This is a genomic window from Senegalimassilia sp. (genome assembly GCF_977052095.1).
Genome location: NZ_CDRSTZ010000013.1, coordinates 339 through 25227 on the forward strand (window position 1 = coordinate 339; position 24889 = coordinate 25227).

Here is a 24889-nt window from a genome sequence, read left to right on the forward strand (position 1 = left end):
AGGAGCTTTCCTCCATGACGGTCGCCGAGGCCCGCAAGTACATCGAGGAGGGCCAGTTCGCCCCCGGCTCGATGCTCCCCAAGGTCGAGGCCTGCATCGAGTACGTCGAGGCATACCCGCAGGGTAAGGCCCTCATCACCTCGCTCGAGTGCGCCGCCGCCGGCCTGGAGGGCAAGACGGGCACCGTCATCACCGCGTAAGCGAACACTTGCGCTTGTGATACGTCCTGCGCAAAAGGCGACCCCCTAACCATCGCCTTTGTGCGCATACGCATCTGCGACAGACCCCTCTCGCAGATGCGAATCTCCCGCGGCCCTTCTCGGCCGCGGGACCCCTGATTATTCGCGGCAGTGCGTGCGCATGCCCTGCCGCACCTCCTAAGCCCTTGTCCACGCGTTTGCTCTCGCGCGGACACTGCAAGCTCCCCAGCTATCAGTTGGGGAGCTTTGCGGTTTTGTTGACCCTGTTGCCTTGAGGGGTGCAGGCGGGGCCAATCCGGAAAAACATGGTATGATGCCAAACTATATGTATTCAGAGCAAGCTTAAGGAAGATTTAGCACTATGCAAATACGCGAAGAACTTGAAAACCTTTTTGCGGCTTCCATCGCCGCGGCTTGCGAAGACGGTTCGCTGGAGCTGGCCGAGCGTCCTGCTCCTGCGCTCGAGCGTCCTCGCGACCTGTCCAACGGCGACTGGGCCTCTACCTTGGCCATGCGCAGCGCAAAGCTTGCGCACAAGGCTCCGCGCGATATCGCCCAGATCATCGTCGACCACCTGCCCGAGAACACCATGATCGCCTCCACCGACATTGCCGGCCCGGGCTTCATCAACATCAAGCTGGCCCCTTCGGCGTTTCAGGCCGTTGCTGCCCGTGTGCGTGAGCAACGTAGCGATTTCGGCAAGGGCACGCTGCCCGAGGGCACTCCCCACAAGATCAACCTGGAATACGTGTCCGCCAACCCCACGGGCCCCATGCATGTGGGTCACGGCCGCTGGGCCACGCTCGGCGATGCCATGGCGCGCGTCATGCGCCACGCTGGCTACGAAGTGTCCGAGGAATACTACATCAATGACCATGGTGTGCAGATGGACGTGTTCGGCAACTCTGTTTCCGTTCGTTACATGCAGCTGCTCGGCCATGACGTCGAGATGCCTGAGAAGTGCTATGGCGGCGGCTATGTGAAGGATATCGCCCAGAACATCATCGACCGCGACGGCAACAAGTGGGAGAGCGTCAGCGACGAAGAGCGCATGGCCGCTTTCCGCGAGATCGCGTATAAAGAGATGCTTGACCTGGCGCGCAACACGCTGACGAACTTCGGTACCACGTTCGACACGTGGTTCAGCGAGCGCAGCCTGTACGTGCCCGACGAGTCCGGCGAGTCTGCCGTCACCCGTTCGCTGGCCGTCATGAACGAGAAGGGCTACCTGTATGAGAAGGACGGCGCCACGTGGTTCCGCTCCACGGATTTCGGCGACGACAAGGACCGCGTGCTGCTGAAGGAAAACGGCGAGTACACGTACTTTATGTCCGACGTAGCGTATCACTACAACAAGATGCAGCGCGGCTTCGAGCACCTCATCGACCTGTGGGGCGCCGATCACCACGGCTACATCAAGCGCTGCGAGGCCATGCTTGCTGCATGGGGCTACCCGGGCGCGCTCGAGGTTGTGCTTGGCCAGTTGGTGAACCTGTTCCGCGACGGTGAGGCCGTGCGTATGTCGAAGCGTACGGGCGAGATGGTCACGTTCGCCGAGCTCATCGACGAGGTGGGCGTTGACGCAACGCGCTTCCTCATGCTGTCCCGTTCTTCCGACCAGCCCATCGACTTCGATATCGAGGTTGCGAAGAAGAAAGACAACTCCAACCCGGTGTACTACGTGCAGTACGCCCACGCGCGCATCTGCTCGGTGCTGCGCAAGGCCGCTGGTGAAGGCGCCGAGGACCTGTCCGCCGACGAGCTGGTTGCGAAGGTCATCCCGGCCGACGTCGATCTTTCCCCGCTCACGCATGAGTCCGAAATCGCGCTCATGCGCAAGATGGACGACTTTGGCGAGCTGGTGGCCCTGGCCGCGCGCGACCGCGCCCCGTTCCGCCTGACGCACTATGCGCAGGAGCTGGCCGGCCTGTTCCACCAGTTCTATACGAACTGCCATATCATCGGCGAAGAGCCCGCCGTGCAGAACGCGCGTCTGGCCCTGGCCGACGCCGCCCGCACCGTGCTGGCACTGACGCTCAGCCTCATCGGCGTGTCCGCGCCCGAGCGCATGTAACCTGGCGAACAAGTAACTGCTAACGAAAACGGCCGCCCAACAGGGGCGGCCGTTTTCGTTCTCTATACCTTATCCTCAAGGTCCATTTGCATGAGGTTTACGTTCTCGCGCAAGCGTTTGGCGGCAGCGCGGGAAAGCTCGCCGTCGTCGTAGCGCGTCCCAATCTGCTCAAGCTCGATCTCAAGCGCCATGCGTTCGATGTCGGTGGTTTTGTCCTTCGTCTTCGTGAACGTGGTGATGGAGGGGGCTGCGGCGCGCAGCGTGCGCAAAAGGCGCTGGTACTCGATGAGCAGCTTCGAGATGTCCTCGGCGTTTGCGGACGAATCGCCGGCCATCTCCTCATGCAACTTGCTGATCACGTGCTCGTAGCATTTAATTTGCAGCTGGCGCGTGGCCTGGGCATTCTCGCTCAGTTCGGCGCCGGGCACCTTGTGGATGATCTCGTGCAGGCTTCGCCTTCCGAACGTGCGCCAGCGAATCCAATGCTGGCGAATCTTGGCGCGCAGCGAGCGCTGGTGCAAGATCAGCTCTTCCATGCGGGCAAGGCGCGCCAGGTATTGGTAGCCTACGTAGCGGTCGACGCGCTCGTCGTCCACTAGCTGTTGCACGTACGTGCGCTCCCAGGCCAGCGTTTTCAAGCGCAGCTTCGTGTTCGGTTCGTCTTCGATGCCGTTGAGCTCCTTCACGCGCCCAATGCGATCGTTGTACTGCCGGATGACAATCTGCGTGGCGGCGCGGTTCTCGGGCGTTTGACGGCCTGACAGCTCTTCGATAACCACGCGCAGCACCTTAAGGTTCGCTTCGGTGTCGCGTTGGCGCTGCTCGTCGTTGACGCGCTGCTTCTGCGGCGCCAAGATGGGCACCACGAACGTGGCTAACAGCAGCGTCATGACGATAACGCCGCAGGCAAGAAACATGATGAGCTGCCGCTGCGCGATGGCTTGCGGAATCGTCAAGATCACGGCAAGCGTGACGGTGCCTTTCGGGCCGCCTAACGTCATGATAGCGGCGGAGCGGATGTCGTGCGCCAGCGTCTTGCGCGGCTCGGGGATGGAGTGCGTTTCTTTCGCCGCTTTTTCCTTGCGCTGGGCCACGTGCCGGTGGTGGATGCGCTCCATGATAAGCACCCATACGAAGCGCACGGCAATGAGGATGGCCGTTATGGCCACCACGTACAGCAGCAGCTTCCAGTTCGGTATGGTCACGTTGTTCCACGTGGTTTCCATGGCGCGCGGCAGCTGCGTGCCCAGCAGCACGAACACGATGCCGTTAAGCGTGAACGAGATGACGCGCCACACGCTGGTGGACACGATGTTCAGGCGCGATACGTTCGGCCCGGCCGTGCGCGGCGCAATGACGTTCACCAGGCCGGCGGCAACCACGGCAAGGATGCCGCTGCCGCCAAGCTGGTCGGCAGCCAAAAACACGATGAACGGCGTGAACACCTCGAACAGCACGTGAAACGTCGTGTTTTCCAGACCCCACGAGCGCACCAGGCGCACGATCAGGTTGCCGATGATGCCAAGGATCAAACCGAACGCGATGCCGCCGACGAATTCGATGAAGAACTCGCCAATGGCTTTGGCGGGGGAGAACGCGCCTGTCATGGCGGCGGCGATGGCGAACTGGAACGCCACGATGCCCGAGGCGTCGTTGATAAGCGATTCGCCTTTCAGCAGCGCCTTGCAGCGCGGGCTGATGTCGGCGTCTTTCGAGGCGGCGGACACGGCGATGGGGTCGGTGGGGCCAAGCGCGGCGCCTAGCGCCAGCGCGGCGGCAAGCGAGATGGACGGCACGATGGCGTGCACGAAGAAGCCAACGCCCACGATGATGGCCAGCACCAGGCCGATGGCCAGCGACAAGATGGAATGGCGGTTGCGCCATAGTTCCGTTTTGTTGGCTTCTTTCGCCTCGTGGAACAGAAGCGGTGCGATGAACAGCACCAAGAACAGCTCGGATTGATCGAACAGCAGGTCGATTTGATGGCCTGCAACCACGGTGATGACCAGGCCCAATCCAATCTGGATAAGCGGGGAAGACACCTTCGGCACAAGCTGGTCGATAACCGACGACGCAAGCACGGCGGCCAGCATAAGCAATATCAGCAGGAATGTCTCCATAGCCGAGCATCTCCTTTTGCAAGTGGAATTGCCCTTTATTGTATCCGAACGGTCGACTTCAGCGGATTAACGGTCAGTGAATTTTGAGCATTTGCTCAAAATTCACTGATGGGGAACGGCGCGAAAACGGGCGGATAGCCCTATGGTAAAAAGCAGGTTGCAGCGCTTGTTGAACGCGCTCATCCTGCCTCCGGCGTCCCTCTTGGTGGCGCCAGGTCGCCTCCCAACGTCACCTCGGCCGACTGCCCGCGCGACAGCGCGTCCAGCGCTTCGGTGACGGGCTTGACCGCCCGCTGCGCACGCCTGCGCGCCACGGCGTACATGCAGAACAGGATGAGCGCGTCCACGAACAGCACGGCCAACACGTACAGCGGGTAGGCCAGCAACCGATCGATGGGGAACTGCAGCGTGTAGAACACGTACGAGTCGTCAGGCGCGCCCAAAACAAGCGTGTAGCCGTCGTCGCGAATCCACATCCACGTGGGGAAGCGGTCCAAGCTGTTGTAATGGGCGATGGCCATCATGTCCTGGCGTTCGTGTTCTCGGCGCGCTCGCTTCTGCAAACCGTGTGCGTATTTGGCGCCATCTTCGCTCTTGCTGCGGCGCTGAACGTGCGCACCGTTTCCCGCACGAGGCTCATCGATCTTATGCAGGCCTCAAGGCGCGTCGAGGTGCAGAAGCTGCGCTCCATTCCCGTCTCGCTTGCCCTGTTCGCCGCATCGCTGGTCATGATGGGCATTGCGTACAAGCTGCTGGTGGACAACGGCCTTATGGATCTGTCGCCCCAGTTCACAGCGTCGGTGGTGCTGGTGTGCGCCGGCACGGCGCTGTTCTTCTTCAGCTTGTCGGGATTCCTTGTGCGCATGGCGAAGCTCATTCCCTCGCTGTACCTGCGCGGCTTGGCGCCGTTCACGGTGCAGCAGCTGGCCAGCCGCGTGAACACGGCGTTCGCCTCGCTGACCGTGGTGTGCATGGTGTTGTTCCTGGCGCTTACCAGCGTGTGCAGCGGTTTGGGCCTGCGCGACGCCACCGAATCTTCGCTGTCGAAAGGTACGCCGTATGGCATGAGCGTGACATCGTATCTGTCCGGCGTCTATGCGATGGACGAGGAAGCAAACCCTTATATAAGCTATGCCGCATCGCTTGACTGCAAGTGCTCGTGTACTTCCTGCTTCCGCTGTTGTTGGCCGTTGCCCATTCGGCGTGCGCGATGTACGTGGTGGCCGACGTGGTGGAGGTGTTCGGCCGCTTCGAGATCGGCGCAACCGCGGCGTTCGTGGCGGCGTGCTTCCTGGTGGTCTACGGCGCGTACTTCGCCATCACGTACCTGTTCGCCCGGCGTTTCACTCGCGAGTAGCGGCCGAGTTTTCGCATTGGCGAAAAAAGTTTCAAAAAGGGGGTTGCGCGTATCTGGGAAGTGCGTATAATACTTACTCGCGCCTTGGTGGGTGTGGCCTAGTTGGTTAGGGCGCCAGATTGTGGCTCTGGAGGTCGAGGGTTCGAATCCCTTCACCCACCCCAGCGCGCGAGATTGACAAGATGTTTGTTTACTTTGGACCGTTAGCTTAGTTGGTAGAGCAGGGGACTCTTAATCCCAAGGTCCGGGGTTCGAGTCCCCGACGGTCCACCATTTAAAACATAGCTTGTCGAACCTTCACATATCTTTTCTTTGGACCGTTAGCTTAGTTGGTAGAGCAGGGGACTCTTAATCCCAAGGTCCGGGGTTCGAGTCCCCGACGGTCCACCACGTGAATGCAAAGCCTTCAGGAATGAGGGCTTTTTTCTTTTTGCTAAAAATTCACGGCTACCCGCATTCGCCATCTCGCCCTCATTTGCGGTGCTTTTCTGTCTGCGGCGTTTCTGGCGTAATATGTCAAGAAACCATTCGCTCGCATTCGAGCACCAATCATATAAGGAGCATCACATGGATTCCAAACCGTCCGAAAAGCGGTTCGCGCTTATCATCGATGCAGACAACGTGTCGGCGAAATACATCAAGCCCATCACCGACGAGCTGTCGAAGTACGGCACCATCACGTACAAGCGCATCTACGGCGACTGGACTAGCACGCTTCACGCGAAATGGAAGGACGCCCTGCTGGAGAATTCCATCACGCCCATCCAGCAGTTCAGCTATACCACCGGCAAAAACGCCACCGACTCGGCCATGATCATCGACGCCATGGACATCATGTACACGAACTCCGTCGAGGGCTTCTGCATCGTGTCGAGCGACAGCGACTTCACGCGCCTGGCCAGCCGCATCCGCGAAAGCGGCCTGACGGTCATCGGCATGGGGGAGAAGAAAACGCCCACGCCGTTTCGCAAGGCGTGCGACATCTTCACCACGCTTGAGCTGCTGGTGGGCGAAGACGGCAAGCAGTCCGGCCGCCGCGGCCATCGCGGGCAAGCCGCCGGAGCGGGGCAGGGAAGCGGCCCGGCGGTCGAGCAGATCGAGCGCGCCGTCGTGGACATCGTCACCGACAACCAGAACAACGGCAAGGCCACGGGTCTTGGCGAGGTGGGAAGCCGCCTGCTGAAGCGCTATCCCGATTTCGACGTGCGCAGCTACGGCACGAACCAGCTTACGAAGCTGCTGGGGGAGTTCGCCAGCGTGCAGGTCATCAAAGACGGTTCCAGCGTTATGGTGGAGCTTACCGAGGTGGTATCGGTTGGCGCCGAAGTGGCTGATACGGCTGACGGCAAGGCGAACCCCCAACAGGATACTGCCGAGAAACAAGAGAACGAGAAGCCGAAGCGCTCGCGTCGCGGTCGTTCTCGCCGAGGTCGCGCGAAGTCCGCTGCTGCGGAAACTCCCGAACAGGACCAGCAGGCCGCGGTCGATCAAGGCGTGGCTTCTGAGGCTGCAGCCGCGGAACAGGATGCGCCCGACGGTGAAGCTGAGCTTGCTACAACCTCGCGTGCGCAAATAGCCCCGGCGCAAGATGCTCCTGAGCTGCAAGACGCCCCCGCATCAATCGAGCCTGCGCAAGCCGAGCCCGCGCAAACGCCCGAATCTGTCGTGTTCGATGCGGTGCGTGACGCAGGCGCCGAAGGCGTTAGCGTGGCCGAGCTGACGAAGCGGGTGCGCGCAACGTTCAAGGACTTCAAGGTGCGCGATCACGGTTTCTCGCAAATGCGCCAGTTCGTGGCATCGCTGGGGGACATCAAAGTCGAAAAGCGCGGTAACGTTTATTTCGCCACGCTTGAGGAATAACCTGGCCGCCTCGCCCCGAATCGTCTCGATAGCGTATCGCGTTTTGTTTCCAAACGATTAAATCGACCGTTAACGGCTTTTCTGGCGGAATCAATGCTTCGCCGGGCGCGCTCCTTTTGCTATGATTGGCGGGCGCAACTCGCGCGTTAGACCGCGTGCGGGCGTGGCGGAATTGGCAGACGCGCCAGATTTAGGTTCTGGTGGGGAAACTCGTGAAGGTTCAAGTCCTTTCGCCCGCACCATCTGGGGGGAGTATGCACGCATGCATACTCCCCCCAGATGTTTTTCAGAAGCCTGCAAAGCCTTCGAGCAAGGCGGCGGGCGGAAAGGAACGTTGGGAATGGAAACTTTGAAAGCGATCGGGCGGAAGTGGAACTCCATCAGCCTGATCAAGCGCATCTTGGTGGGCCTTATCATCGGCGCCATCTTGGGCGTGGTGTGGCCTGGCAACGACGTGCTTGAGATGTTCGGCACGCTGTTCGTGTCGGCTTTGAAGGGCGTGGCGCCCATCCTCGTGTTCTTCTTGGTCATCAGCGCGCTGGCTAACGCCAAGGGCGCCGGCGCCATGAAGGTGGTCGTCGTCCTGTACCTGGCGGCAACGTTCATCGCGGCGTTCGTGGCCGTGCTTATGAGCTCGCTGTTCCCGGTTGACCTGACGCTGGCCGCGGCTCAAGACACCTCCGCTGCCCCTTCCGACATCGGATCGGTGCTCACGAAGCTGGTGCTGTCCATCGCTTCGAACCCCGTCGATGCCCTGACGAACGCCAACTACCTGGGCATTTTGGCTTGGGCTATCTTGCTGGGCATTGCTCTTCGCCATGCGAAGGACGGCGTGAAGGACGTGTTCTCCGCCATCTCCGACGCCGTGTCGCAGGTTGTGCGCTGGATCATCTCCCTGGCTCCGTTCGGCATCCTGGGCTTGGTGTACACGTCGGTGGGCACGAACGGCCTGGAAATCTTCACCGAGTACGGCATGCTGCTGGTGGTGCTGCTGGCGTCCATGGCCGCGGTCGCGTTCGTCACGAACCCCATTCTGGCGTTCATCTGCTTCCGCAAGAACCCGTTCCCGCTGGTGTGGCGCTGCATCAAAGATTCCGGCGTCACGGCGTTTTTTACCCGCAGCTCTGCGGCTAACATCCCCGTGAACATGGAACTGTGCAAGAACCTGGGCCTGAACAAGGACAACTATTCCGTGTCCATCCCGCTTGGCGCTACCATCAACATGGGCGGCGCGGCCGTTACCATCTCGCTTATGGCCATGATGGCCGCCCATACCATGGGCGTTGAAGTTGGCTTTGGCACGGCCGTCATCCTGGGCGCGCTGTCCGCTGTTTCTGCTTGCGGCGCCTCCGGCGTTGCCGGCGGCAGCCTGCTGCTCATCCCGCTGGCGTGCAGCCTGTTCGGCATCGGCAACGATGTTGCCATGCAGGTCGTCGGCATCGGCTTCGTGATCGGCGTTATCCAGGACTCCGTGGAAACCGCTATCAACTCTTCCACCGACGTGCTGTTCGCCGCTTCTGCCGAGTACATGCAGTGGCGCAAGGAAGGCCGCGACTTCAAGCCCGGCGCCGATGCGTAACAGCCTCGACATTCATTGATTGGCGAAAGGCCGTGCCCTGTGGGCGCGGCCTTTTTGATGTTGGGGGATATCGGGAGTATCGTGGGACGCATGTGCGCGAAAACGCCAGCAGCCCTCGCTTGACCGTCTCAGGTGCAAGCGAGGGCTGCTGGCGTTGCGAGTGAACTGTCGCGCGTTTGCGACTGCTGGCGCTGCTCCACAAACCGGAAATATCTCCGGGCGCGTTCGCTAGCTGACGAAGCGGCCGAGCAGAAAGCCGACGATGACGCATGCGGCCGCAAAACATGCCGACAACGCTACCAGACGCGTGTCGTGCGTTTTCGCGCGGTTGCGCTCTTCCTGGGCGCGACGCTTGGCGGGGAAGTACGAGTAGCCGTCGGTGGTGATGGCCACCACGGTGCCGCGACGGTCGTCGGGGCGCTTGGCCAGCGCGCCGCGTTCGATAAGCTCGCGCTGCAGGTCGTCGTCGGGACGCAGCGGGAATGCGCAGCGGTACACCAGCTCGCCGTCGACGGTGCACGTAGCACGTTCGTAGTCAAGCAGGCGGCCGAGTTCGCGTTCTTGAAGGATGTTCAGTTCAATGGAAGCCATGTTGCTGTCCTCTGGTGCGTTTGATGTGCGTTTACGTATGCACATTATGATACCCTGAACAGGTTCGTTTTGGTAGGTGAATGTGGCGGGCGGCGTACCGTTTTGTCGTGGTACGTTCGTGAACCTGCCGCGTTTGCTTTTCTGAAGCCGGCTAATGTGCCATAATGTCAGGTCGGTGCGCTATCGCACCTGTGAGTAAGTAACGATGGAGGATAGCTACGTGGAAACTAAAGTAGAGGCTCTTGAGGATAACCGCGTGAAGGTTACCGTCACCCTTGAAGCTGCGGATATCGATGCGCGCATCAAGAAGACGTACAAGGAATATGCCAACAAGTACCAGTTCCCCGGGTTCCGCAAGGGCAAGGCCCCGCGCCCGATTATCGACAATGCCTTGGGCAAGGACGCCGTCCGCGCTGCTGTCACCGACGAAGCTGTGAACAGCTCCGTGCCGCTGGCAATCGACGACAACAAGCTGTATCCCGTCAACCCGCGCCCGGAATTCCCCGAGGCTCCCGGCCTGGTCGAGGGTGGCAAGGACTATGAGTTCTCCTTCACCATCGAGGTGAAGCCCGAGGTCGAGCTGTCCAACTACGACAACGTCGAGGTCGAGCTGCCGGCCGAAACCGCCACGGAAGAGGACGTCGACGCTCAGGTGGAGAACTTCCGCGAACACTACGCCGACATGAAGGACGCTCCGGCCAACACGAAGGTCAAGGTCGACTCCGAGCTGAACATCGCCATGAAGGTCACCGATGACAACGACAACGTCATCGAGTCTCTGACCACCGAAGAGCGCCCGTACATGATGGGCTCCGGCATCCTGCCGGCCGAGTTCGACGAGAAGCTGCTTGGCCTGAAGAAGGGCCAGAGCGCTCAGTTCGAGCTGGAGATCGGCGACAAGCCCGCTGAGCTGCTGCGCGTCGTGGCCGATGAGCACAAGAAGCTGAACTTCGACGTTGAGGTCAAGGCTGTTCGCAAGCGCGTGCTGCCCGAAGTCACCGACGAGTGGGTCAAGGCGAAGTTCAACTTTGAGACCGTCGCCGACTTACGCAACAACATTGCCGAGGGCATCACCGCTCAGAAGCAGGCAATGGCTCCCGGCGTGAAGGAACGCGCGTGCCTGAATGCTCTGGCTGAGCGCGTTGACATCGAGCCGCCTGCGGCTTTGGTCGAAACCGCCCGCCGCAACCTGGCCCAGGAGCTGTTCCAGCAGCTGCAGGCTTCCGCCATGTCTTTCGATGCCTACCTGAACATGCTCGGCATGAACTCCGAGACGTTCAAGGAAGATCTTGAGAAGCAGGCCACCGACACTGCTAAGCAAGATCTGGCGCTTGACGCATGGGCTCGCCACTATGGCATCGAGGTCACCGACGAGGACGTCGCGAACGAGTTCGCTGCCGCCGGTGTGGAAGACCCGAAGAAGCTTGAGGCCGAGTGGCGTCAGGCTGGCCAGCTGTACATGATCCGCGAGGGCGTGCTGCGCACGAAGGCTGTGAAGGACCTCATGGACAAGGCCAAGGTTTCCGAAGCCAAGCCCGAGGCGAAGGACGAGAAGAAGTCCGAGAAGAAGGCTTCCAAGAAGTCCGCTAAGAAGGAAGAGGCTGCCGCCGAGGCAACCGACGCCGAATAGCGTATAAGCTAGATCGACATCCGGCCCGCCCAGGCGACGTGCAAGCGCGCGTATGCCTGGGCGGGCTTGTGGTTACTCCGTGAACGCGTCGTTTTGCTTGCGCGCGCGGCCCGAATGCCGCACCATAGCAATGAAACCGATAGGCCGCGCTGCGGCCTTACTAGAGAAGCGAGGCATACATGAGCTTGAACCCGAATTCTGCTCTGATTCCGTACGTGGTGGAGCAATCCCCGCGCGGCGAGCGCAGCTACGACATCTATTCGCGCTTGCTCAACGAGCGCATCATCTTCCTGGGCGAGCAGATCGACGACCAGGTTGCCAACTCTGTGGTGGCGCAGCTGCTGCACCTGGAGTCCGCCGATCCCGAAAAGGACATCAGCCTGTACATCAACTCTCCCGGAGGCAGCGTGACGGCTGGTCTGGGCATTCTGGACACCATGAACTTCATCAAGTGCGACGTGTCCACCATCTGCCTGGGCGAGTGCGCTTCTATGGCCGCCGTGCTGCTTTCTAACGGCGCGAAGGGCAAGCGTCTGTGCCTGCCGAACTCCATGGTGCTCATCCATCAGCCCTCCGGCGGTGCTCAGGGCCAGCAAACCGAAATCGCCATCGTTGCCGACTTCATGCTTAAGACGCGTCAGCGCCTCAACAAGATTCTTGCCGACAACACCGGCCAGTCCCTTGAGACCATCCAGCGCGACACCGAGCGCGACAACTACATGACGGCTGAGCAGGCCCTTGAGTACGGCCTGGTCGACCGCATCGTCACGTCTCGCGCCGCCATGGCCAAAGCGGAATAGGAACCGTTAGAGAACATGAACGATAGACACGACGATCAATTCGCCGGTAAAGGCACGAAAGATATCGTCTGCGCCTTCTGCGGCAAGCATCCGCACCAGGTGGCGGCCATGATTTCCGGCCCGAACGGCATCTATATCTGCGACGAGTGCATCTCCGTGTGCGCCGACGCCATGATGCGCGACTTGGGGCTGCAGGCGCCGGGCGCCCCGCAGCAGGCCGAGCCGGTTGTGGCGCAGATGGAGCAGGGCGAGCCTTCCCCCGAGATGGTGCTTTCGCAGCTTCCCACGCCGCACGAGCTGTATGCCGAGCTTTCCGAGCACGTGGTGGGCCAGGAGGCGGCCAAGCGCGCGCTTTCCGTGGCCGTGTACAACCACTACAAGCGCATCAGCCTGGGTGAGTCGGCCAAGGAAGGCGACGTTGAGCTTTCGAAGTCGAACATCATGCTGCTGGGCCCCACCGGTTCGGGCAAAACGCTGCTTGCGCAGACGCTTGCCCGCACGCTGCAGGTGCCGTTTGCCATCGCCGACGCCACCACGCTTACCGAAGCGGGCTATGTGGGCGAAGACGTTGAGAACATCCTGCTGAAGCTCATCACGGCCGCCGATTTCAACATCGAGCGCGCCGAGATCGGCATCATCTACATCGACGAGATCGACAAGATCGCGCGCAAGGCGGAAAACCTGTCCATCACGCGCGATGTTTCGGGCGAGGGCGTGCAGCAGTCGCTGCTGAAAATCGTCGAAGGCACGGAGGCTTCCGTGCCGCCGCAGGGCGGCCGCAAGCACCCGCAGCAGGAGCTTATCCACATCGACACCACGAACATCCTGTTCATCTTGGGCGGCGCGTTCGTGGGCTTGGCCGACATCATCGCCGAGCGCGTGGGCAAGTCCGGCCTGGGCTTCAACGCCGACATGCCCGAATCGAAGAAGCACGCCGACGCCGCGCTTTTGGCGCAGGTGCTTCCCGAGGACCTGAACAAGTTCGGCATGATCCCCGAGTTCGTGGGCCGCATCCCGGTTATCACCAGCCTGTCCGAGCTTTCGGAGGAAGACCTTGTTCGCATTCTCACCGAGCCGAAAAACGCGCTGATCAAGCAGTACCGGCGCATGTTCGAGTTCGAGGAGTCCGAGCTTCAGTTCACGCCCGAGGCGCTGCAGGCCATCGCACACGAGGCCGTCGAGCACGGCACGGGCGCCCGCGGCCTGCGCAGCATCTGCGAGCGCGTGCTGCAGGATGTCATGTACGACCTGCCGGAGCACGATGGTGCTTCGCGCGTGGTGGTTCGCGCCACCGATATCGCGGGGGAGACCACCCCTGAGATCGTTTCCGTTCCCGAGCAACCGGAGATGAGCGCTTAACATGGAAGAAATGCCGAAAACCTACGATACCGCGGCCATCGAGCAGTCCATGCTCGACAAGTGGCTGACGGGCGACTATTACCGCCGCAACCCGGGCGTGGGCGACTGCACGGTCACCATCCCGCCGCCGAACGTCACGGGCGTGCTGCACATGGGCCATGCCATGGACGATACCATCCAGGACACGTTCGTTCGCTTCAACCGCATGCGCGGCATCTCCACGCGCTGGATTCTGGGCACCGACCATGCGGGCATCGCCACGCAAACGAAGGTGGACAAGAAGCTGGCCGCCGAGGGCATCTCGCGCCGCGAAATCGGCCGCGAGAAGTTCATCGACGCATGCTGGGATTGGACGCACGAATACGGCGGGCACATCGTCGAGCAGGTCAAGCGCATGGGCTGCTCCGTGGATTTCTCCGACCCGCACTTCACCATGGACGAGGATTACGCCAAGGCCGTGCGCAAGGTGTTCTGCGACTGGTACCATGACGACCTCATCTACCGCGGCAAGCGTATCGTGAACTGGTGCCCGCACTGCACCACGGCCATTGCCGACGACGAGGCCGAATACAAGGAAGAAGACGGCCATCTGTGGCACCTGCGCTACCCGCTGGTCGAGCCCGTCGACGGGCAGGACTACATCGTGGTGGCCACCACGCGTCCTGAAACCATGCTTGGCGACACCGGCGTGGCCGTGTCTCCGAAGGACCACGACAAGGACGAGTTCGTCGGCGCGAAGGTGAAGCTGCCCATCGTCGACCGCGAGATTCCCATCTTCTCCGACTTCTACGTCGACGCCGGCTTCGGCTCGGGCTTCGTGAAGGTCACGCCTGCGCACGACCCGAACGATTTCGCCATGGGCGAGCGCCACGGCCTTGAGAAGATCAACATCTTCGACGAGACGGCGCACGTGGTGGAAGGCTACGGCCAGTTCAGCGGCATGAGCCGCGACGAGTGCCGCGAAGCCGTGGTGGCGTGGTTCGAGGAGCACGGGCTGCTCGACCACATCGAGGACCATCACCATTCGGTCATGCACTGCTACCGCTGCGACTCCACGCTGGAGCCGTGGCTGTCCGAGCAGTGGTTCGTTGCCGTGGACAAGCTGAAGGGCCCGGCCACCGAGGCCGTCACGTCCGGCAAGATCACGTTTCACCCCGAGCGCTGGACGCAGTCCTACCTCACGTGGATGGAAAACCTGAAAGACTGGTGCATCTCCCGCCAGCTGTGGTGGGGCCACCGCATCCCGGTGTTCTATTGCGAGGACTGCGGTTGGGAAGACGCCCTTATGGAGGACACCGACGTGTGCCCGAAGTGCGGCGGCCATCACGTGCACCAGGACGAGGACGTACTGGACACGTGGTTCTCAAGCCAGCTGTGGACGTTCGCCACGCAGGGTTGGCCCGACAAGCCCGAGCTGCTTGAAGGCCATCATCCCACCACGGCGTTGGTGACCGCGCGCGACATCATCGCGCTGTGGGTTGCCCGCATGATCATGGCATCGACGTACTTTCTGGATGAGATTCCGTTCCACGACGTGGTCATCTACGCTACCATCCTGGCGAAAGACGGCACGCGCATGTCGAAGTCGAAGGGCAACGGCGTCAATCCCATGGACCTTATCGCCAAGTACGGCGCCGACGCCATGCGCTTCAACCTGCTGACGCTCGTCACGAACAACCAGGACGTGCGCTTCGACGCGAACATCGACAAGAAGACGCACGAGCTTATCGACAGCCCGCGCACCGAGCAGGCGCGCGCGTTCGTCACGAAGATCTGGAACGCCAGCCGCTTCGTGCTGGGCAACCTTGAGGGCTTCACGCCCGGCACCCCGGTGGCTCGCACGCAGGCCGATGCCTGGATCTTCAGCCGCCTGGCGCGTCTGTCGAAGGTGGTCACCGACGGCATCTCCGCGTATCAGTTCGGCGAAGTGGCCCGCGAGCTGCACGGGTTCTTCTGGAACGAGTTCTGCGACTGGTACATCGAGTTCTGCAAGGCCAGCCTGCGCGAGCAGGGCGAAGAGCGCCTGCAAACGCAGCGCAACCTCGTGTTCGTGCTGGACAACGCCCTGCGCTTGCTGCATCCGGCCATGCCGTTTGTCACCGAGGCCATTTGGGAGCACCTGCCGAAGGCCGCCGACGAGAAGCCGGCGCTGATGGTGGCTGCGTGGCCCGAGCCCGAAACGCTTGCCGCGTGGATCAACCCCGAGGCCGAGCGCGCTGTGGGCATGCTGTGCGGCGTGGTGGGCGCGGTGCGCTCGACGCGCGCCCGCTATGGCATCAGCCCCAAGCAGGAGCTCGACGTCGTGGTGAATGCCCAGGCCGAGAACATTGACGTGCTCAACGAGCTGTCGGCCCAGATCATTAGTCTGGCGCGCGTGGGCAACCTCACCGTGGCCTGCGGTGCCGAAAAGCCCGCGGAAAGCGCAGCGGTGGTCGTCGACGGCGCCGAGGTGTACAGCGTGCTCACCGGCATGGTCGACTTCGAGGCCGAGCGCGTGCGTCTGGCCAAGGAGCAGAAGAAGCTGTCCGGCGAGGTGACCAAACTTGACAAGAAGCTTTCGAACCCGGGCTTTTTGTCGAAGGCGGCCCCCGAGATCATCGAGAAGGACCGCGCCAAGCTTGCCGATGCGAAAGACCAGCTCGCCCGCATCGAGGCTCAGCTTGCAGAACTTGGATAGTTTGCGAAGTATTTCGCAGGCTTGCGGCTTAAACACTTGCGCGAGAAGGGGCAGGGCGGTATACTGTCCAATCGCGTCTAGTGACAAGTAAAGGTTTTACTGAACATATAAGAAGGAACAGGCAATGGATATCATTCGCGCAATCGAGCAGCAGCAGATTAAGTCCGATCTTCCCGAATTCCACGTTGGCGACAACGTGAAGGTTCACTACCGCATCACCGAGGGTAACCGTGAGCGTATCCAGGTGTTCCAGGGCGACGTCATCCGTCGTCACGGCCATGGCGTTCGCGAGACGTTCACCGTCCGCAAGATCAGCTTCTCCGTTGGCGTTGAGCGTACCTTCCCGGTGCATTCCCCCAAGATCGACAAGATTGAAGTCACCCGTCAGGGCGATGTCCGTCGCGCCAAGCTGTACTACCTGCGCGACAAGGTGGGCAAGGCTGCCAAGATCAAGGAGAAGTCCTTCCGCTAAGCCTTCATCGGCAATGCAATTTCAGAACCCCTCGTCCCTCGGGATCGAGGGGTTCTTTTCGTTTAGGGAAAGGTATGTCATGGGACCGACGGTCGCGGAAATCAAACAAAAGCTGCAGCAAGCCGATGCGGCTGAATTCGCAGTGTTGGAACGCTCGCTTATTGCCGATACGCGCAAAGGCGTGCGCGCGGCCGTCGAGTCGGCGCGCAAGCGCCTTGCGGCACTGGAAGCCGAGCAGCAGCGTTTGGAGGGCATGTATGCATTTCAGGCCGATATCGCGGGCGGAAAGCTTGTGGTGGGGCTTGACGAGGTGGGGCGCGGCCCGCTGGCGGGCCCGCTTGCGGTGGGGGCGGTTGTGCTGCCCGATGAGCCGCGCATTGCGGGCCTGAACGACTCGAAGCAGGTGAAGCCAGAAGAGCGCGAGCGGATTGCCGAGCAGGTGAAGCAAGTGGCGCTTACGTGGACGGTGCAGTATATCGAGCCGGGCGACATCGACGCACATGGCATGACGGCTTCGCTGACCACGGCGTTTTGTCGCGCCATCGCCGCCGTCGAGGCGCAGGGCGTCCAGCCCGAGGTGGTGTTGCTTGATGGCAACCCGTTGCATCTTGACGCGCGCGAGATCAACGTGGTGAAGGGCGATGGCAAGTGCGCGTCCATTGCGGCTGCGTCCATCGTGGCGAAGGTGGAGCGTGATGCCCTTATGTGCGAGTACGCGAAACGCTTTCCAGCCTATGACTTCGCATCGAACAAGGGCTATGCAAGCGCGGCGCATATCGAAGCTATCAAGCAGCAGGGGTTATGTCCCATCCATCGCGTGTCGTTCTGCCACGCCTTTACGCAGGAGTCGCTGTTCTAGCTGGCGTGTCGCGGTTGCTTGGCAACGGCGCTGCGCTCGCACCGTGCTGCGCCGTAAGGTTGCCCGCTGTTCGCCGAGTGTTGGCGGCGTGCACGGGGAGCGCATTGGCGCAAGGTTTCGCGTGTCGAGGGCGCTGATTGCTGCATAAGGTATGCAAGGTTTGCTTGCTAAGGTTGGTCAAAGCTTTGAGGGAAGGAGAGCTATGACCACTTGCGAGCGGATGCTTGAACGGGATGCGGCCAGCGAATCGTCGGCGGTTTTGCTGTCTAGGGGGCCGCATGCCCCTGGTGATACCGTTCGCGAAATGAAAACGGCCTGTGAAGCTTTTGCGCGCACTCCCGTCAGACGTCAGGTGTCGCCGAAGCGTGTGGCGGTCAAGGCGGCGCGCAGCGACAATCCGCCGAAACGGAAACCGCCTGCTCGCGTTACGGCACGCGCGGTTCAGCCGGTGAATCAGAACAAAATCGGCGTGCGGAACAAAGCTGTTGGCGCGGAGGGCGAGCATTTAGCGGCCCGTTTTCTGCAAGATCTTGGCTACGAAGTGGTGGCGCGCAACTGGTCATGCAAGGCCGGGGAAGTCGACATCATCGTGCGCGATGGCCCTGAACTGGTGTTTGTGGAAGTGAAAACGCGCACCAGCGTTGAAAAGGGCCTGCCAAGCGATGCCGTTGACGAGCGTAAACGCCGAAAGTACGAGCTTATCGCCAAGATGTTCACGCAGCATTATGCCAGCGACTCCATCAATATCCGGTTCGACGTCATGTCGGTGCTGTTGCAAGATGGCACGGCGCTCATTCGTCATCATATCGATGCATTCGGGGTGGCGTGATGGCTACGTCGTCTTGCGTGGTGCGCGCCGCAACGTTGCGCGGCGTGTCGGCGGTTCCTGTGGATGTTGAGGTGTGCATCTCGGCCGGTATGCCGGGCTTCTCCATCGTTGGCATGGGCGACGCGTCGGTGCAGGAGTCCCGAGAGCGCGTGCGGGCTGCGCTGAGAGCCTGCGGCTTTACCATGCCGAACCACAAGGTGGTGGTGAACCTGGCGCCCGGCGCGCTGCGCAAAACCGGTTCGGGGTTCGACCTGCCTATTGCGGTGGGGCTGTTGTGCGCAACGGCTCAGATTAACCCGCGCATTGCGGATGGCTATCTGTTCGCGGGCGAGTTGTCGTTGAAGGGCGCCGTGCGCCCGGTGCCTGGCTTGCTTGCGTACGCGTTGTGCGCAAAGCACATGGGGCTTGCATTGGTAAGCGCGCTTGAAGAGGGCGCGTGCGAGGTGGAAGGCCTTGATCGCCTTTGCGTAGAAAGCTTGTGCGACCTGCGAAAAGGCGAGTTCGGCCGCCTGCGCATGCCTGCGGGCGAACAAGTGACGCTCGAGAAGGATTTTCGCGACATCGCTGGGCACGATATGGCGAAGCGCGCATTTCAGATTGCCGCTGCGGGCGGGCACGGCGTGCTGATGATGGGGCCTCCGGGGTCAGGTAAAACCATGCTGGCTTCGCGCCTGCCATCTATTTTGCCGCCGCTTTCGCGTGCGGAAGCGCTTGAGACGGCCGTCATTCATTCGGTAGCGGGCGAGGACGTCACCGCCGAGCTGTCCGGCGTGCGCCCGTTTTGCGCGCCCCATCACAGCGCTAGTTTGGCGGGGCTTGTGGGCGGCGGGTCGCCGCCGCGGCCGGGCGCCATATCGCTTGCGCACAACGGCGTGCTGTTCCTTGACGAGCTGCCCGAGTTCGCGCCATCGGTGCTGCAGGGCATTCGCCAGCCCATGGAAGCGGGCGAGGTGGTGGTGACGCGTGCAGACGGCAGCGTGCGGTTCCCTGCGCGGTTCATGTTGGTGGCTGCGGCAAACCCGTGCCCGTGCGGCTATTTCGGCGACAAGCAGCGCGCCTGCACGTGTTCGCAGCGCATGATCAGCACGTACCAGGGCCGCATCGGCGGCCCTGTGCTCGATCGTATAGACGTGCATATCGATGTTGCACGCATCAATCCCGGCCAGGTGCTTGCCACGGGGCATGGCACCACTTCGGCGCAGCTGCGAGAAGGCGTGATGGTGGCGCGTGAATACTCGTCGTGGCGGCGGGCGAACACCGGCCTTGACGAGCGCGGCGCTTCTACTGAAACGCTGGTGCGCGCTTGCTGCTTGAACGACGCCGACGCCGCTTTTTTCGAATCGCTTGCCACGAAAAGCCACATGAGCGGGCGCGCCATCATGCGCACGCTTGCCCTTGCGCGCACCATCGCCGACATGGAGCAAGCGCCTGCGGTTGGGCATGACCACATCTGCGAAGCGGTGGGCTTTCGCGTTCGGGAAGGAGGTGCGCAATGACGCGTTCGCAAGGGGTGCCGGCGCATCGGCTGGCAGGTGCGCGGACGGTGCTGCGACCGGGCGACGCCCTGTTTCCGCAGGCGTTGCGCGATATTCCGCGGCCGCCGAAGGCGCTGTACGTGTTAGGAAACCCGCACGCGTTGCAAGAAGGCCTTGCGGTGGTGGGTGCGCGCAAGGCCACGCCGTATGGGCTTGGGCTGGCGCGCCGCTTTGCGCGTTTGGCCGCCGAACGCGGCGTTGCCATCGTGTCGGGAGGCGCTAAAGGCTGCGACGCGGCGGCTCATGAGGCGGCGCTTGCCGCAGGTGCCCCGACCGTGGTGTTTCTCGGCGGCGGCTGCGACATGCCGTATCCCGCGCGACATGCGGGGCTGTTCGAGCGCATCGCGGCGGCAGGCGGCGCTGTGGTGTCGGAACACCCCTGGGATGCGCCGCCGCTGCCGCAACAGTTCAGGACGCGCAATCGGCTTATCGCGGGGCTGGCGCGTGCCACGCTTATCGTGGAGGCGGGTTTGCCGTCGGGCACGTTTTCCACGGCTGACGAGGCGCTTGCGGCAAATCGTGATGTGCTGGTGGTGCCCGGGGCCATCACGTCCCCGTATTCGCGCGGGGCAAACCGTCTGCTGTACCAAGGGGCCACGCCCATTGTGGACGACGAATCGTTCTCCGACGTGCTGTTCAGCTTGTTCGGGTTCCTGAAGCAGGAAACGTTTTCGGAAGAGGGCGCGGGGCCGGACGTTGCCAAGGGCCGCTCGAAGCACGACAACTCGTTGGGGCCCTTGGAGGCGGCGTTGGCAGCTGAGCCTCTAGGGCTTGAAGAGCTGTATTCGCTGGCGTGCAAGCATTGCGGCTCAAAGCAGCCGCGCGCCTGGCTGATGGAGCGCTTGGCAGCGGGCGAGAAGGCGGGCCTGTTCGCACGTTATCCTGATGGGCGCTGGGGGCCTTGCGCCTAGCTTCTGGTATGCTGTGCGCTATGGAAACTACGAAACATATCACTATCGTCGGCGCCGGCCTTGCCGGCAGCGAAGCGGCATTGACGCTTGCCGACCTCGGGTTCGCCGTCCATTTGGTGGAGATGCGCCCCGAAAAGCAAACCTGCGTGCATAAAACGGGCCTGTGCGCCGAGCTGGTGTGCTCGAACAGCCTGAAAAGCATGAAAGCCGATAGCGCGGCCGGCATGCTGAAAGCCGAGCTTGCCGCGCTGGGGTCGCACGTGTTCGCCGCTGCGCAAGCCCATGCCGTGGCGGCGGGCGGTGCCCTTGCGGTTGACCGCGAAGCGTTCGCGCGCGAGGTGACCGACCGCATCGCCGCGCACCCGAACGTCACGCTCGAGCATGCCGAGGTCTGTTCGATCGAACAGGCGTGCAAGGGCGGCGATGCGGTGGTGCTTGCGTCCGGGCCGCTTACCTCCGATGCGCTGGCGGCTTCGCTGCAGCGGCTTACTGGCGTCGACCACATGGCGTTTTACGATGCGGCGGCGCCTATCGTCATGGCGGATTCGTTTGATAGCGGCAAACTGTTCCGCCAAAGCCGCTACGAGGATGCCTCGGGCGACGCGGGCGATTATCTGAACGCGCCGTTTACACGCGAAGAATACGAGCGTTTCATCGAAGAGCTGGTGGCGGCCGAGCGGGTCATCGCGCGCGATTTCGAGACGCGCGATCTGTTTCAGGCGTGTCAGCCTATCGAGGAGATCGCCCGCAAAGGCGCCGATGCGCCGCGTTTCGGCACGCTCAAGCCCGTCGGTCTTACCGACCCGACAACGGGTCGCCGTCCTTGGGCAGCGCTGCAGCTGCGCGCTGAGGACGCTCATGGCGAAAGCTACAACTTGGTGGGATTCCAAACGAACCTGACGTTTCCCGAGCAGCGGCGCGTGTTCCGCATGGTCCCCGGCTTGGAAAACGCCGAATTCGCCCGCTACGGCGTCATGCATCGCAACACGTTCATCAACGCACCGCAGCTGCTGACGCCTCTGCTGCAGCTGCGTTCGACGGTTGACGCGGAAGTCCCGGTATTCGTGGCAGGTCAGCTTGCGGGCACGGAAGGGTACTGCGAAGCCGTCCGCTCGGGTCTGCACGTGGCGTTTTCCGTTGCGGCGCGCCTGCGCGGCATCGATGCACCGAAGCTGCCCGCGCAAACGGCGTTCGGCGCGCTTATAGCGTACGCCACCGACCCGGCCACCGTGGACTATCAGCCTATGCATGTGAACTTCGGCATCATGGAGCCCTTGCCGCAGCGCATCCGCAACAAGCGCGAGCGCTACGCCGCCTATGCTGAGCGTGGCCTGGCCGCCCTTGCGCGCTATCGCGAAGAGCTGGTCGCATGCGGCTTGCTTTCGTGTGCGGGCGATGGGGCCTCGCAAGGCGCTGGAGATGCGCGCGATGACGCGTAAAGCTGCCGAAGCCGCTGGCGATACGCTGCAAGGCGATGCGCCTGACGTGCAGAAAGACGCATCGGATGAGGCGATAGGCGCGCTGATCGAGCGGTTCGTAGAATCGTATCGGGCCGAGCGCAACAGCTCGGAGAACACGTTGCGCGCCTATCGCATCGACCTTGGCGACTATGCGGCGTGGGCGAAGCGTATGGGCGTCGACGCCCTGCATCCTACGCACCGGCAGCTGCGCCGGTATCTCAGTCAGCTTGAGCAGGCGCAATACGCGCGCAGTACCGTGAACCGGCGACTCTCGGCGTTGCGAACGTTTTTTCAGTGGCTTAACGTGGAGGGCATCGTGGACGTTGACCCGGCAAGCGCGCTTTCGGGCCCTAAACAGCCCCAGCGGCTGCCGCGCCATATTCGCCCCGAAGACATGGTGAAGCTGTTAAGCGTGTACACGAAGCGTCTTGACGAGGAGGGGCGTGATTTGCGTACGCCTTCCGAGATGCGCAATCAGGCTATTCTTGAGTTTCTGTATGCGTGCGGCGCGCGCATTTCCGAGGCGTCGGGCCTTGAGCTAACCGCGGTTGATTTCGAAGCCGGACAGTGCAAGGTGCTTGGCAAAGGCGGAAAGGAACGCATCGTGCCGCTGCATGACCTGGCGCTTGCAAGCATGCGCACGTATGCGCTGCTTGGGCGCCCGCAGCTGGTGCAGGGCAAGGACTGCCCGTACTTCTTCGTATCTACGCGGGGAAACAAAATGGGCACCGATGCCATGCGCAAGATGTTCAAGCAGGCACTTAGCGCAGCGGGCCTGCCTGCCACCATCACGCCGCACGACATGCGCCACACGTTCGCCACGGATGTGTTAGCAGGCGGCGCCGACTTGCGCAGCGTGCAGGAGATGCTCGGCCACGCCAGCCTCTCGACGACGCAGCTGTACACGCACACCACGCCCGAGCGCTTAGGGGCGGAGCACCGCCGCGCCCATCCGCGCGGGTAAAACATCCGGGTAGGCGGTGGCGCCTACCAACTTGCTATTTATGTGGCCTTGCTAGAACGTTGGCGCTTTCGACGGGTTTCGAAGCGCCTGCAAGCCAAGACGGGGAATCTCGCTAACCACCGAGCATCTTGAGCGTGCGTTGCGTTATTTCCCGATAAGGTGGCGGATGGCGGCGATGGGGTGTTTGCCGAGCATGCGCGGGCCGCTGTAGCGCATGACGGTGCGGATCTTCTCGCGCATCTCGGGCTTGTAGCAGTGGTTCTCACATGCATCGCAGCTGGTTTTCACGTCCATCTTCCGGCACCGCTGCGTGCGCAGCGCCGCATAGGCGTCAAGCTCGGCGCACTGCGCGCACACCGGTTCGCCGCACACGGCCGTACTCGTCTTTGGCGCATCCGCGTGGTTTCCCGCGCAATACAGCGCGATCATCTGGGATACCGTTTTTTCCTCGCGCTTGCGCCGCTTTGCCGTGCTGGGAGAATCTTGCATGGAAAATCCTTTCGATGAGAAGAATCCCTAGGATAACAAACGAGCCGCCCCGTTCGAAGGGGCGGCTCGCGCATTTCCACAGCTGTTTCGTTTCGGCTTGCGCATGCGGTCAAGCCGCGCGTAAACGCTATGCCGTCAGGCGAATGCCGACGTATGCGGCGGTGTCGGGCAAGCCCTTGATGTCGTACTTGTCGGAAAGCGCCGTTGCCGATACGCGCCACGTGTAGGTGGTGCCGTCGATGTCGACGGTGCCGGACTGGAACTTGTTGCCCACCTCGTCGGTGTCAACGCCGTTACTTGACAGGTTCGTTTGGTCGAAGCCCTCCGACACGATGGCCGATTCGATAGCGGCCTCAAGGGTGCTGGCGGAGAAATCGGCATACTTCACCGAGAGGTTCAAACCGTCGTTGCGGTCAATCGACAGCGACCAGCTGCCGTTGAGCAGCAGCGCGGCGTTTGACGCGGAAAGGCTGGAGACACCCTTCGCATACATGGCGGCGGCATCGGCAACCGTAACATCGGCGGGCAGCTTGACCAGGTCAAGGCCTCCGGTGCCCTTAGTCGTTTGGTTGTAGATGGTGTAGCCGGCGTTTGTGAACGTGTCGAGAATGGTTTGGTCGTCAAGGTCAACCAGCTGCGTGAGCACGGGCAGGTCGTACGTAACGGCGCGCGAAAGGTTCTCTTCCACGCTGGCTTGGTTCTGCTCGTTCGATGCGCTGACGGCGCCGATGGCATCGGATGCCAGGCGGAGGCCGATGAACACGGCGATGACCACGAACACGGCCGCGACGATCTGTTGGCCTCGTGGCATGGTGATGGGACGCGAGAGGCGCGAGCCGTCCATGTAGCGGATATTGCCCTGCTCAACGGAATAGTCGGTGGGGTGCTTTTGAAAAAAAGACATGAGAGCCCTTCTGCATGACTTGTCGATGGTTTGTGTGCGTACATCAGTATAGCATTGCCCGCCGAAGCGGCTCATGGTAGCCTACGGAAAGCCCATGGGGGAGTAGCAGGCAGGACATACCTGCGGTGCGTTCAACATCGTGGTCGGAAACGGCCTGGCGTACCTGAAATTGCAAGACTCATGGCGCAACCTTTTAAAAGCGGTTGGCCACCAGTATTT

Annotated in this window: 21 protein-coding genes, 4 tRNA genes and 1 pseudogene; 20 read left to right on the top strand and 6 right to left on the bottom strand. The window is 61.9% G+C overall.

The window, feature by feature from the left end; genetic code table 11:
• Nucleotides 1-200: pseudogene (locus ACWI6D_RS04035) on the top strand (carbamate kinase); the annotation flags it as partial.
• A gap of 361 nt (nt 201-561) precedes the next feature.
• Nucleotides 562-2274 (top strand): arginine--tRNA ligase, encoded by a 1713-nt coding sequence (gene argS / locus ACWI6D_RS04040; protein ID WP_449133737.1) that lies wholly within the window; start codon nt 562-564, stop codon nt 2272-2274.
• 62 nt (nt 2275-2336) lie between these two features.
• Here the strand turns inward: argS and ACWI6D_RS04045 are convergent, their stop codons facing one another.
• The 3 genes from ACWI6D_RS04045 to ACWI6D_RS04055 form a co-directional block, all read right to left on the bottom strand.
• The gene (locus tag ACWI6D_RS04045; protein WP_449133738.1) at nt 2337-4394 is read right to left on the bottom strand and encodes a cation:proton antiporter; all 2058 of its coding nucleotides are present in this window, start codon (nt 4392-4394) and stop codon (nt 2337-2339) included.
• Nucleotides 4395-4573: 179 nt separating this feature from the next.
• A complete protein-coding gene (locus tag ACWI6D_RS04050) occupies nt 4574-4918 on the bottom strand; it encodes a hypothetical protein (RefSeq protein ID WP_449133739.1) in 345 nt (114 codons plus the stop codon).
• Nucleotides 4915-5460, bottom strand: a complete 546-nt coding sequence (locus ACWI6D_RS04055) for a hypothetical protein (protein WP_449133740.1) — start codon at nt 5458-5460, stop codon at nt 4915-4917. The genes ACWI6D_RS04050 and ACWI6D_RS04055 overlap by 4 nt, the downstream gene beginning before the upstream one ends.
• Before the next feature lie 93 nt (nt 5461-5553).
• Between ACWI6D_RS04055 and ACWI6D_RS04060 the strand changes: the two genes are divergently transcribed.
• From ACWI6D_RS04060 to sstT, 7 genes are all read left to right on the top strand, one after another.
• The gene (locus ACWI6D_RS04060) at nt 5554-5751 is read left to right on the top strand and encodes a hypothetical protein (protein ID WP_449133741.1); all 198 of its coding nucleotides are present in this window, start codon (nt 5554-5556) and stop codon (nt 5749-5751) included.
• Between the two features lie 87 nt (nt 5752-5838).
• A tRNA-His gene (locus tag ACWI6D_RS04065) sits at nt 5839-5915 on the top strand.
• A gap of 33 nt (nt 5916-5948) precedes the next feature.
• Nucleotides 5949-6024 (top strand) — tRNA-Lys (locus ACWI6D_RS04070).
• A gap of 41 nt (nt 6025-6065) precedes the next feature.
• Nucleotides 6066-6141 (top strand) — tRNA-Lys (locus ACWI6D_RS04075).
• Between the two features lie 177 nt (nt 6142-6318).
• Nucleotides 6319-7611, top strand: a complete 1293-nt coding sequence (locus tag ACWI6D_RS04080) for an NYN domain-containing protein (protein WP_449133742.1) — start codon at nt 6319-6321, stop codon at nt 7609-7611.
• A 157-nt stretch (nt 7612-7768) separates the two neighbouring features.
• Nucleotides 7769-7853: transfer RNA gene (locus tag ACWI6D_RS04085), tRNA-Leu, on the top strand.
• A 98-nt stretch (nt 7854-7951) separates the two neighbouring features.
• The gene (gene sstT / locus ACWI6D_RS04090; RefSeq protein ID WP_303251159.1) at nt 7952-9190 is read left to right on the top strand and encodes a serine/threonine transporter SstT; all 1239 of its coding nucleotides are present in this window, start codon (nt 7952-7954) and stop codon (nt 9188-9190) included.
• 228 nt (nt 9191-9418) lie between these two features.
• On the opposite strand, the gene ACWI6D_RS04095 is transcribed toward sstT, so the two are convergent.
• On the bottom strand, nt 9419-9781 hold the full coding sequence (locus ACWI6D_RS04095) for a hypothetical protein (RefSeq protein WP_129422966.1): 363 nt from the start codon (nt 9779-9781) through the stop codon (nt 9419-9421).
• Nucleotides 9782-10001: 220 nt separating this feature from the next.
• Here ACWI6D_RS04095 and tig point away from each other — a divergent pair, with 220 nt between their 5' ends.
• The 11 genes from tig (at nt 10002) to ACWI6D_RS04150 (ending at nt 23277) form a co-directional block, all read left to right on the top strand.
• A complete protein-coding gene (gene tig / locus ACWI6D_RS04100) occupies nt 10002-11411 on the top strand; it encodes a trigger factor (protein ID WP_449133743.1) in 1410 nt (469 codons plus the stop codon).
• A gap of 179 nt (nt 11412-11590) precedes the next feature.
• Complete coding sequence (locus ACWI6D_RS04105) at nt 11591-12211, top strand: ATP-dependent Clp protease proteolytic subunit (RefSeq protein ID WP_129422964.1); 621 nt, start codon at nt 11591-11593, stop codon at nt 12209-12211.
• A gap of 15 nt (nt 12212-12226) precedes the next feature.
• Nucleotides 12227-13570 (top strand): ATP-dependent Clp protease ATP-binding subunit ClpX, encoded by a 1344-nt coding sequence (gene clpX / locus ACWI6D_RS04110; protein WP_449133744.1) that lies wholly within the window; start codon nt 12227-12229, stop codon nt 13568-13570.
• A gap of 1 nt (nt 13571) precedes the next feature.
• On the top strand, nt 13572-16247 hold the full coding sequence (locus ACWI6D_RS04115) for a valine--tRNA ligase (RefSeq protein ID WP_449133745.1): 2676 nt from the start codon (nt 13572-13574) through the stop codon (nt 16245-16247).
• 124 nt (nt 16248-16371) lie between these two features.
• On the top strand, nt 16372-16719 hold the full coding sequence (gene rplS, locus ACWI6D_RS04120; protein WP_129422961.1) for a 50S ribosomal protein L19: 348 nt from the start codon (nt 16372-16374) through the stop codon (nt 16717-16719).
• Nucleotides 16720-16798: 79 nt separating this feature from the next.
• Nucleotides 16799-17578, top strand: coding sequence for a ribonuclease HII (locus tag ACWI6D_RS04125; protein ID WP_417751195.1), 780 nt, complete (start codon nt 16799-16801; stop codon nt 17576-17578).
• 160 nt (nt 17579-17738) lie between these two features.
• Nucleotides 17739-18407, top strand: a complete 669-nt coding sequence (locus ACWI6D_RS04130) for a YraN family protein (protein ID WP_449133746.1) — start codon at nt 17739-17741, stop codon at nt 18405-18407.
• Complete coding sequence (locus tag ACWI6D_RS04135) at nt 18407-19903, top strand: YifB family Mg chelatase-like AAA ATPase (RefSeq protein ID WP_449133747.1); 1497 nt, start codon at nt 18407-18409, stop codon at nt 19901-19903. The genes ACWI6D_RS04130 and ACWI6D_RS04135 overlap by 1 nt, the downstream gene beginning before the upstream one ends.
• Nucleotides 19900-20853 carry a DNA-processing protein DprA gene (gene dprA, locus ACWI6D_RS04140; RefSeq protein WP_449133748.1) on the top strand — a complete coding sequence of 318 codons (954 nt, stop codon included), beginning with the start codon at nt 19900-19902 and terminating at the stop codon, nt 20851-20853. Before ACWI6D_RS04135 ends, dprA begins: the two co-directional genes overlap by 4 nt.
• A gap of 20 nt (nt 20854-20873) precedes the next feature.
• Nucleotides 20874-22292, top strand: a complete 1419-nt coding sequence (gene trmFO, locus ACWI6D_RS04145) for a methylenetetrahydrofolate--tRNA-(uracil(54)-C(5))-methyltransferase (FADH(2)-oxidizing) TrmFO (RefSeq protein ID WP_449133749.1) — start codon at nt 20874-20876, stop codon at nt 22290-22292.
• Nucleotides 22273-23277, top strand: coding sequence for a tyrosine recombinase (locus ACWI6D_RS04150; RefSeq protein ID WP_449133750.1), 1005 nt, complete (start codon nt 22273-22275; stop codon nt 23275-23277). The genes trmFO and ACWI6D_RS04150 overlap by 20 nt, the downstream gene beginning before the upstream one ends.
• 144 nt (nt 23278-23421) lie before the next feature.
• Here ACWI6D_RS04150 and ACWI6D_RS04155 read toward each other — a convergent pair whose 3' ends face one another.
• Nucleotides 23422-23766, bottom strand: a complete 345-nt coding sequence (locus tag ACWI6D_RS04155; protein ID WP_129422955.1) for a nitrous oxide-stimulated promoter family protein — start codon at nt 23764-23766, stop codon at nt 23422-23424.
• A 127-nt stretch (nt 23767-23893) separates the two neighbouring features.
• Nucleotides 23894-24670 carry a hypothetical protein gene (locus tag ACWI6D_RS04160; RefSeq protein WP_449133751.1) on the bottom strand — a complete coding sequence of 259 codons (777 nt, stop codon included), beginning with the start codon at nt 24668-24670 and terminating at the stop codon, nt 23894-23896.
• Nucleotides 24671-24889 lie beyond the last annotated feature (219 nt).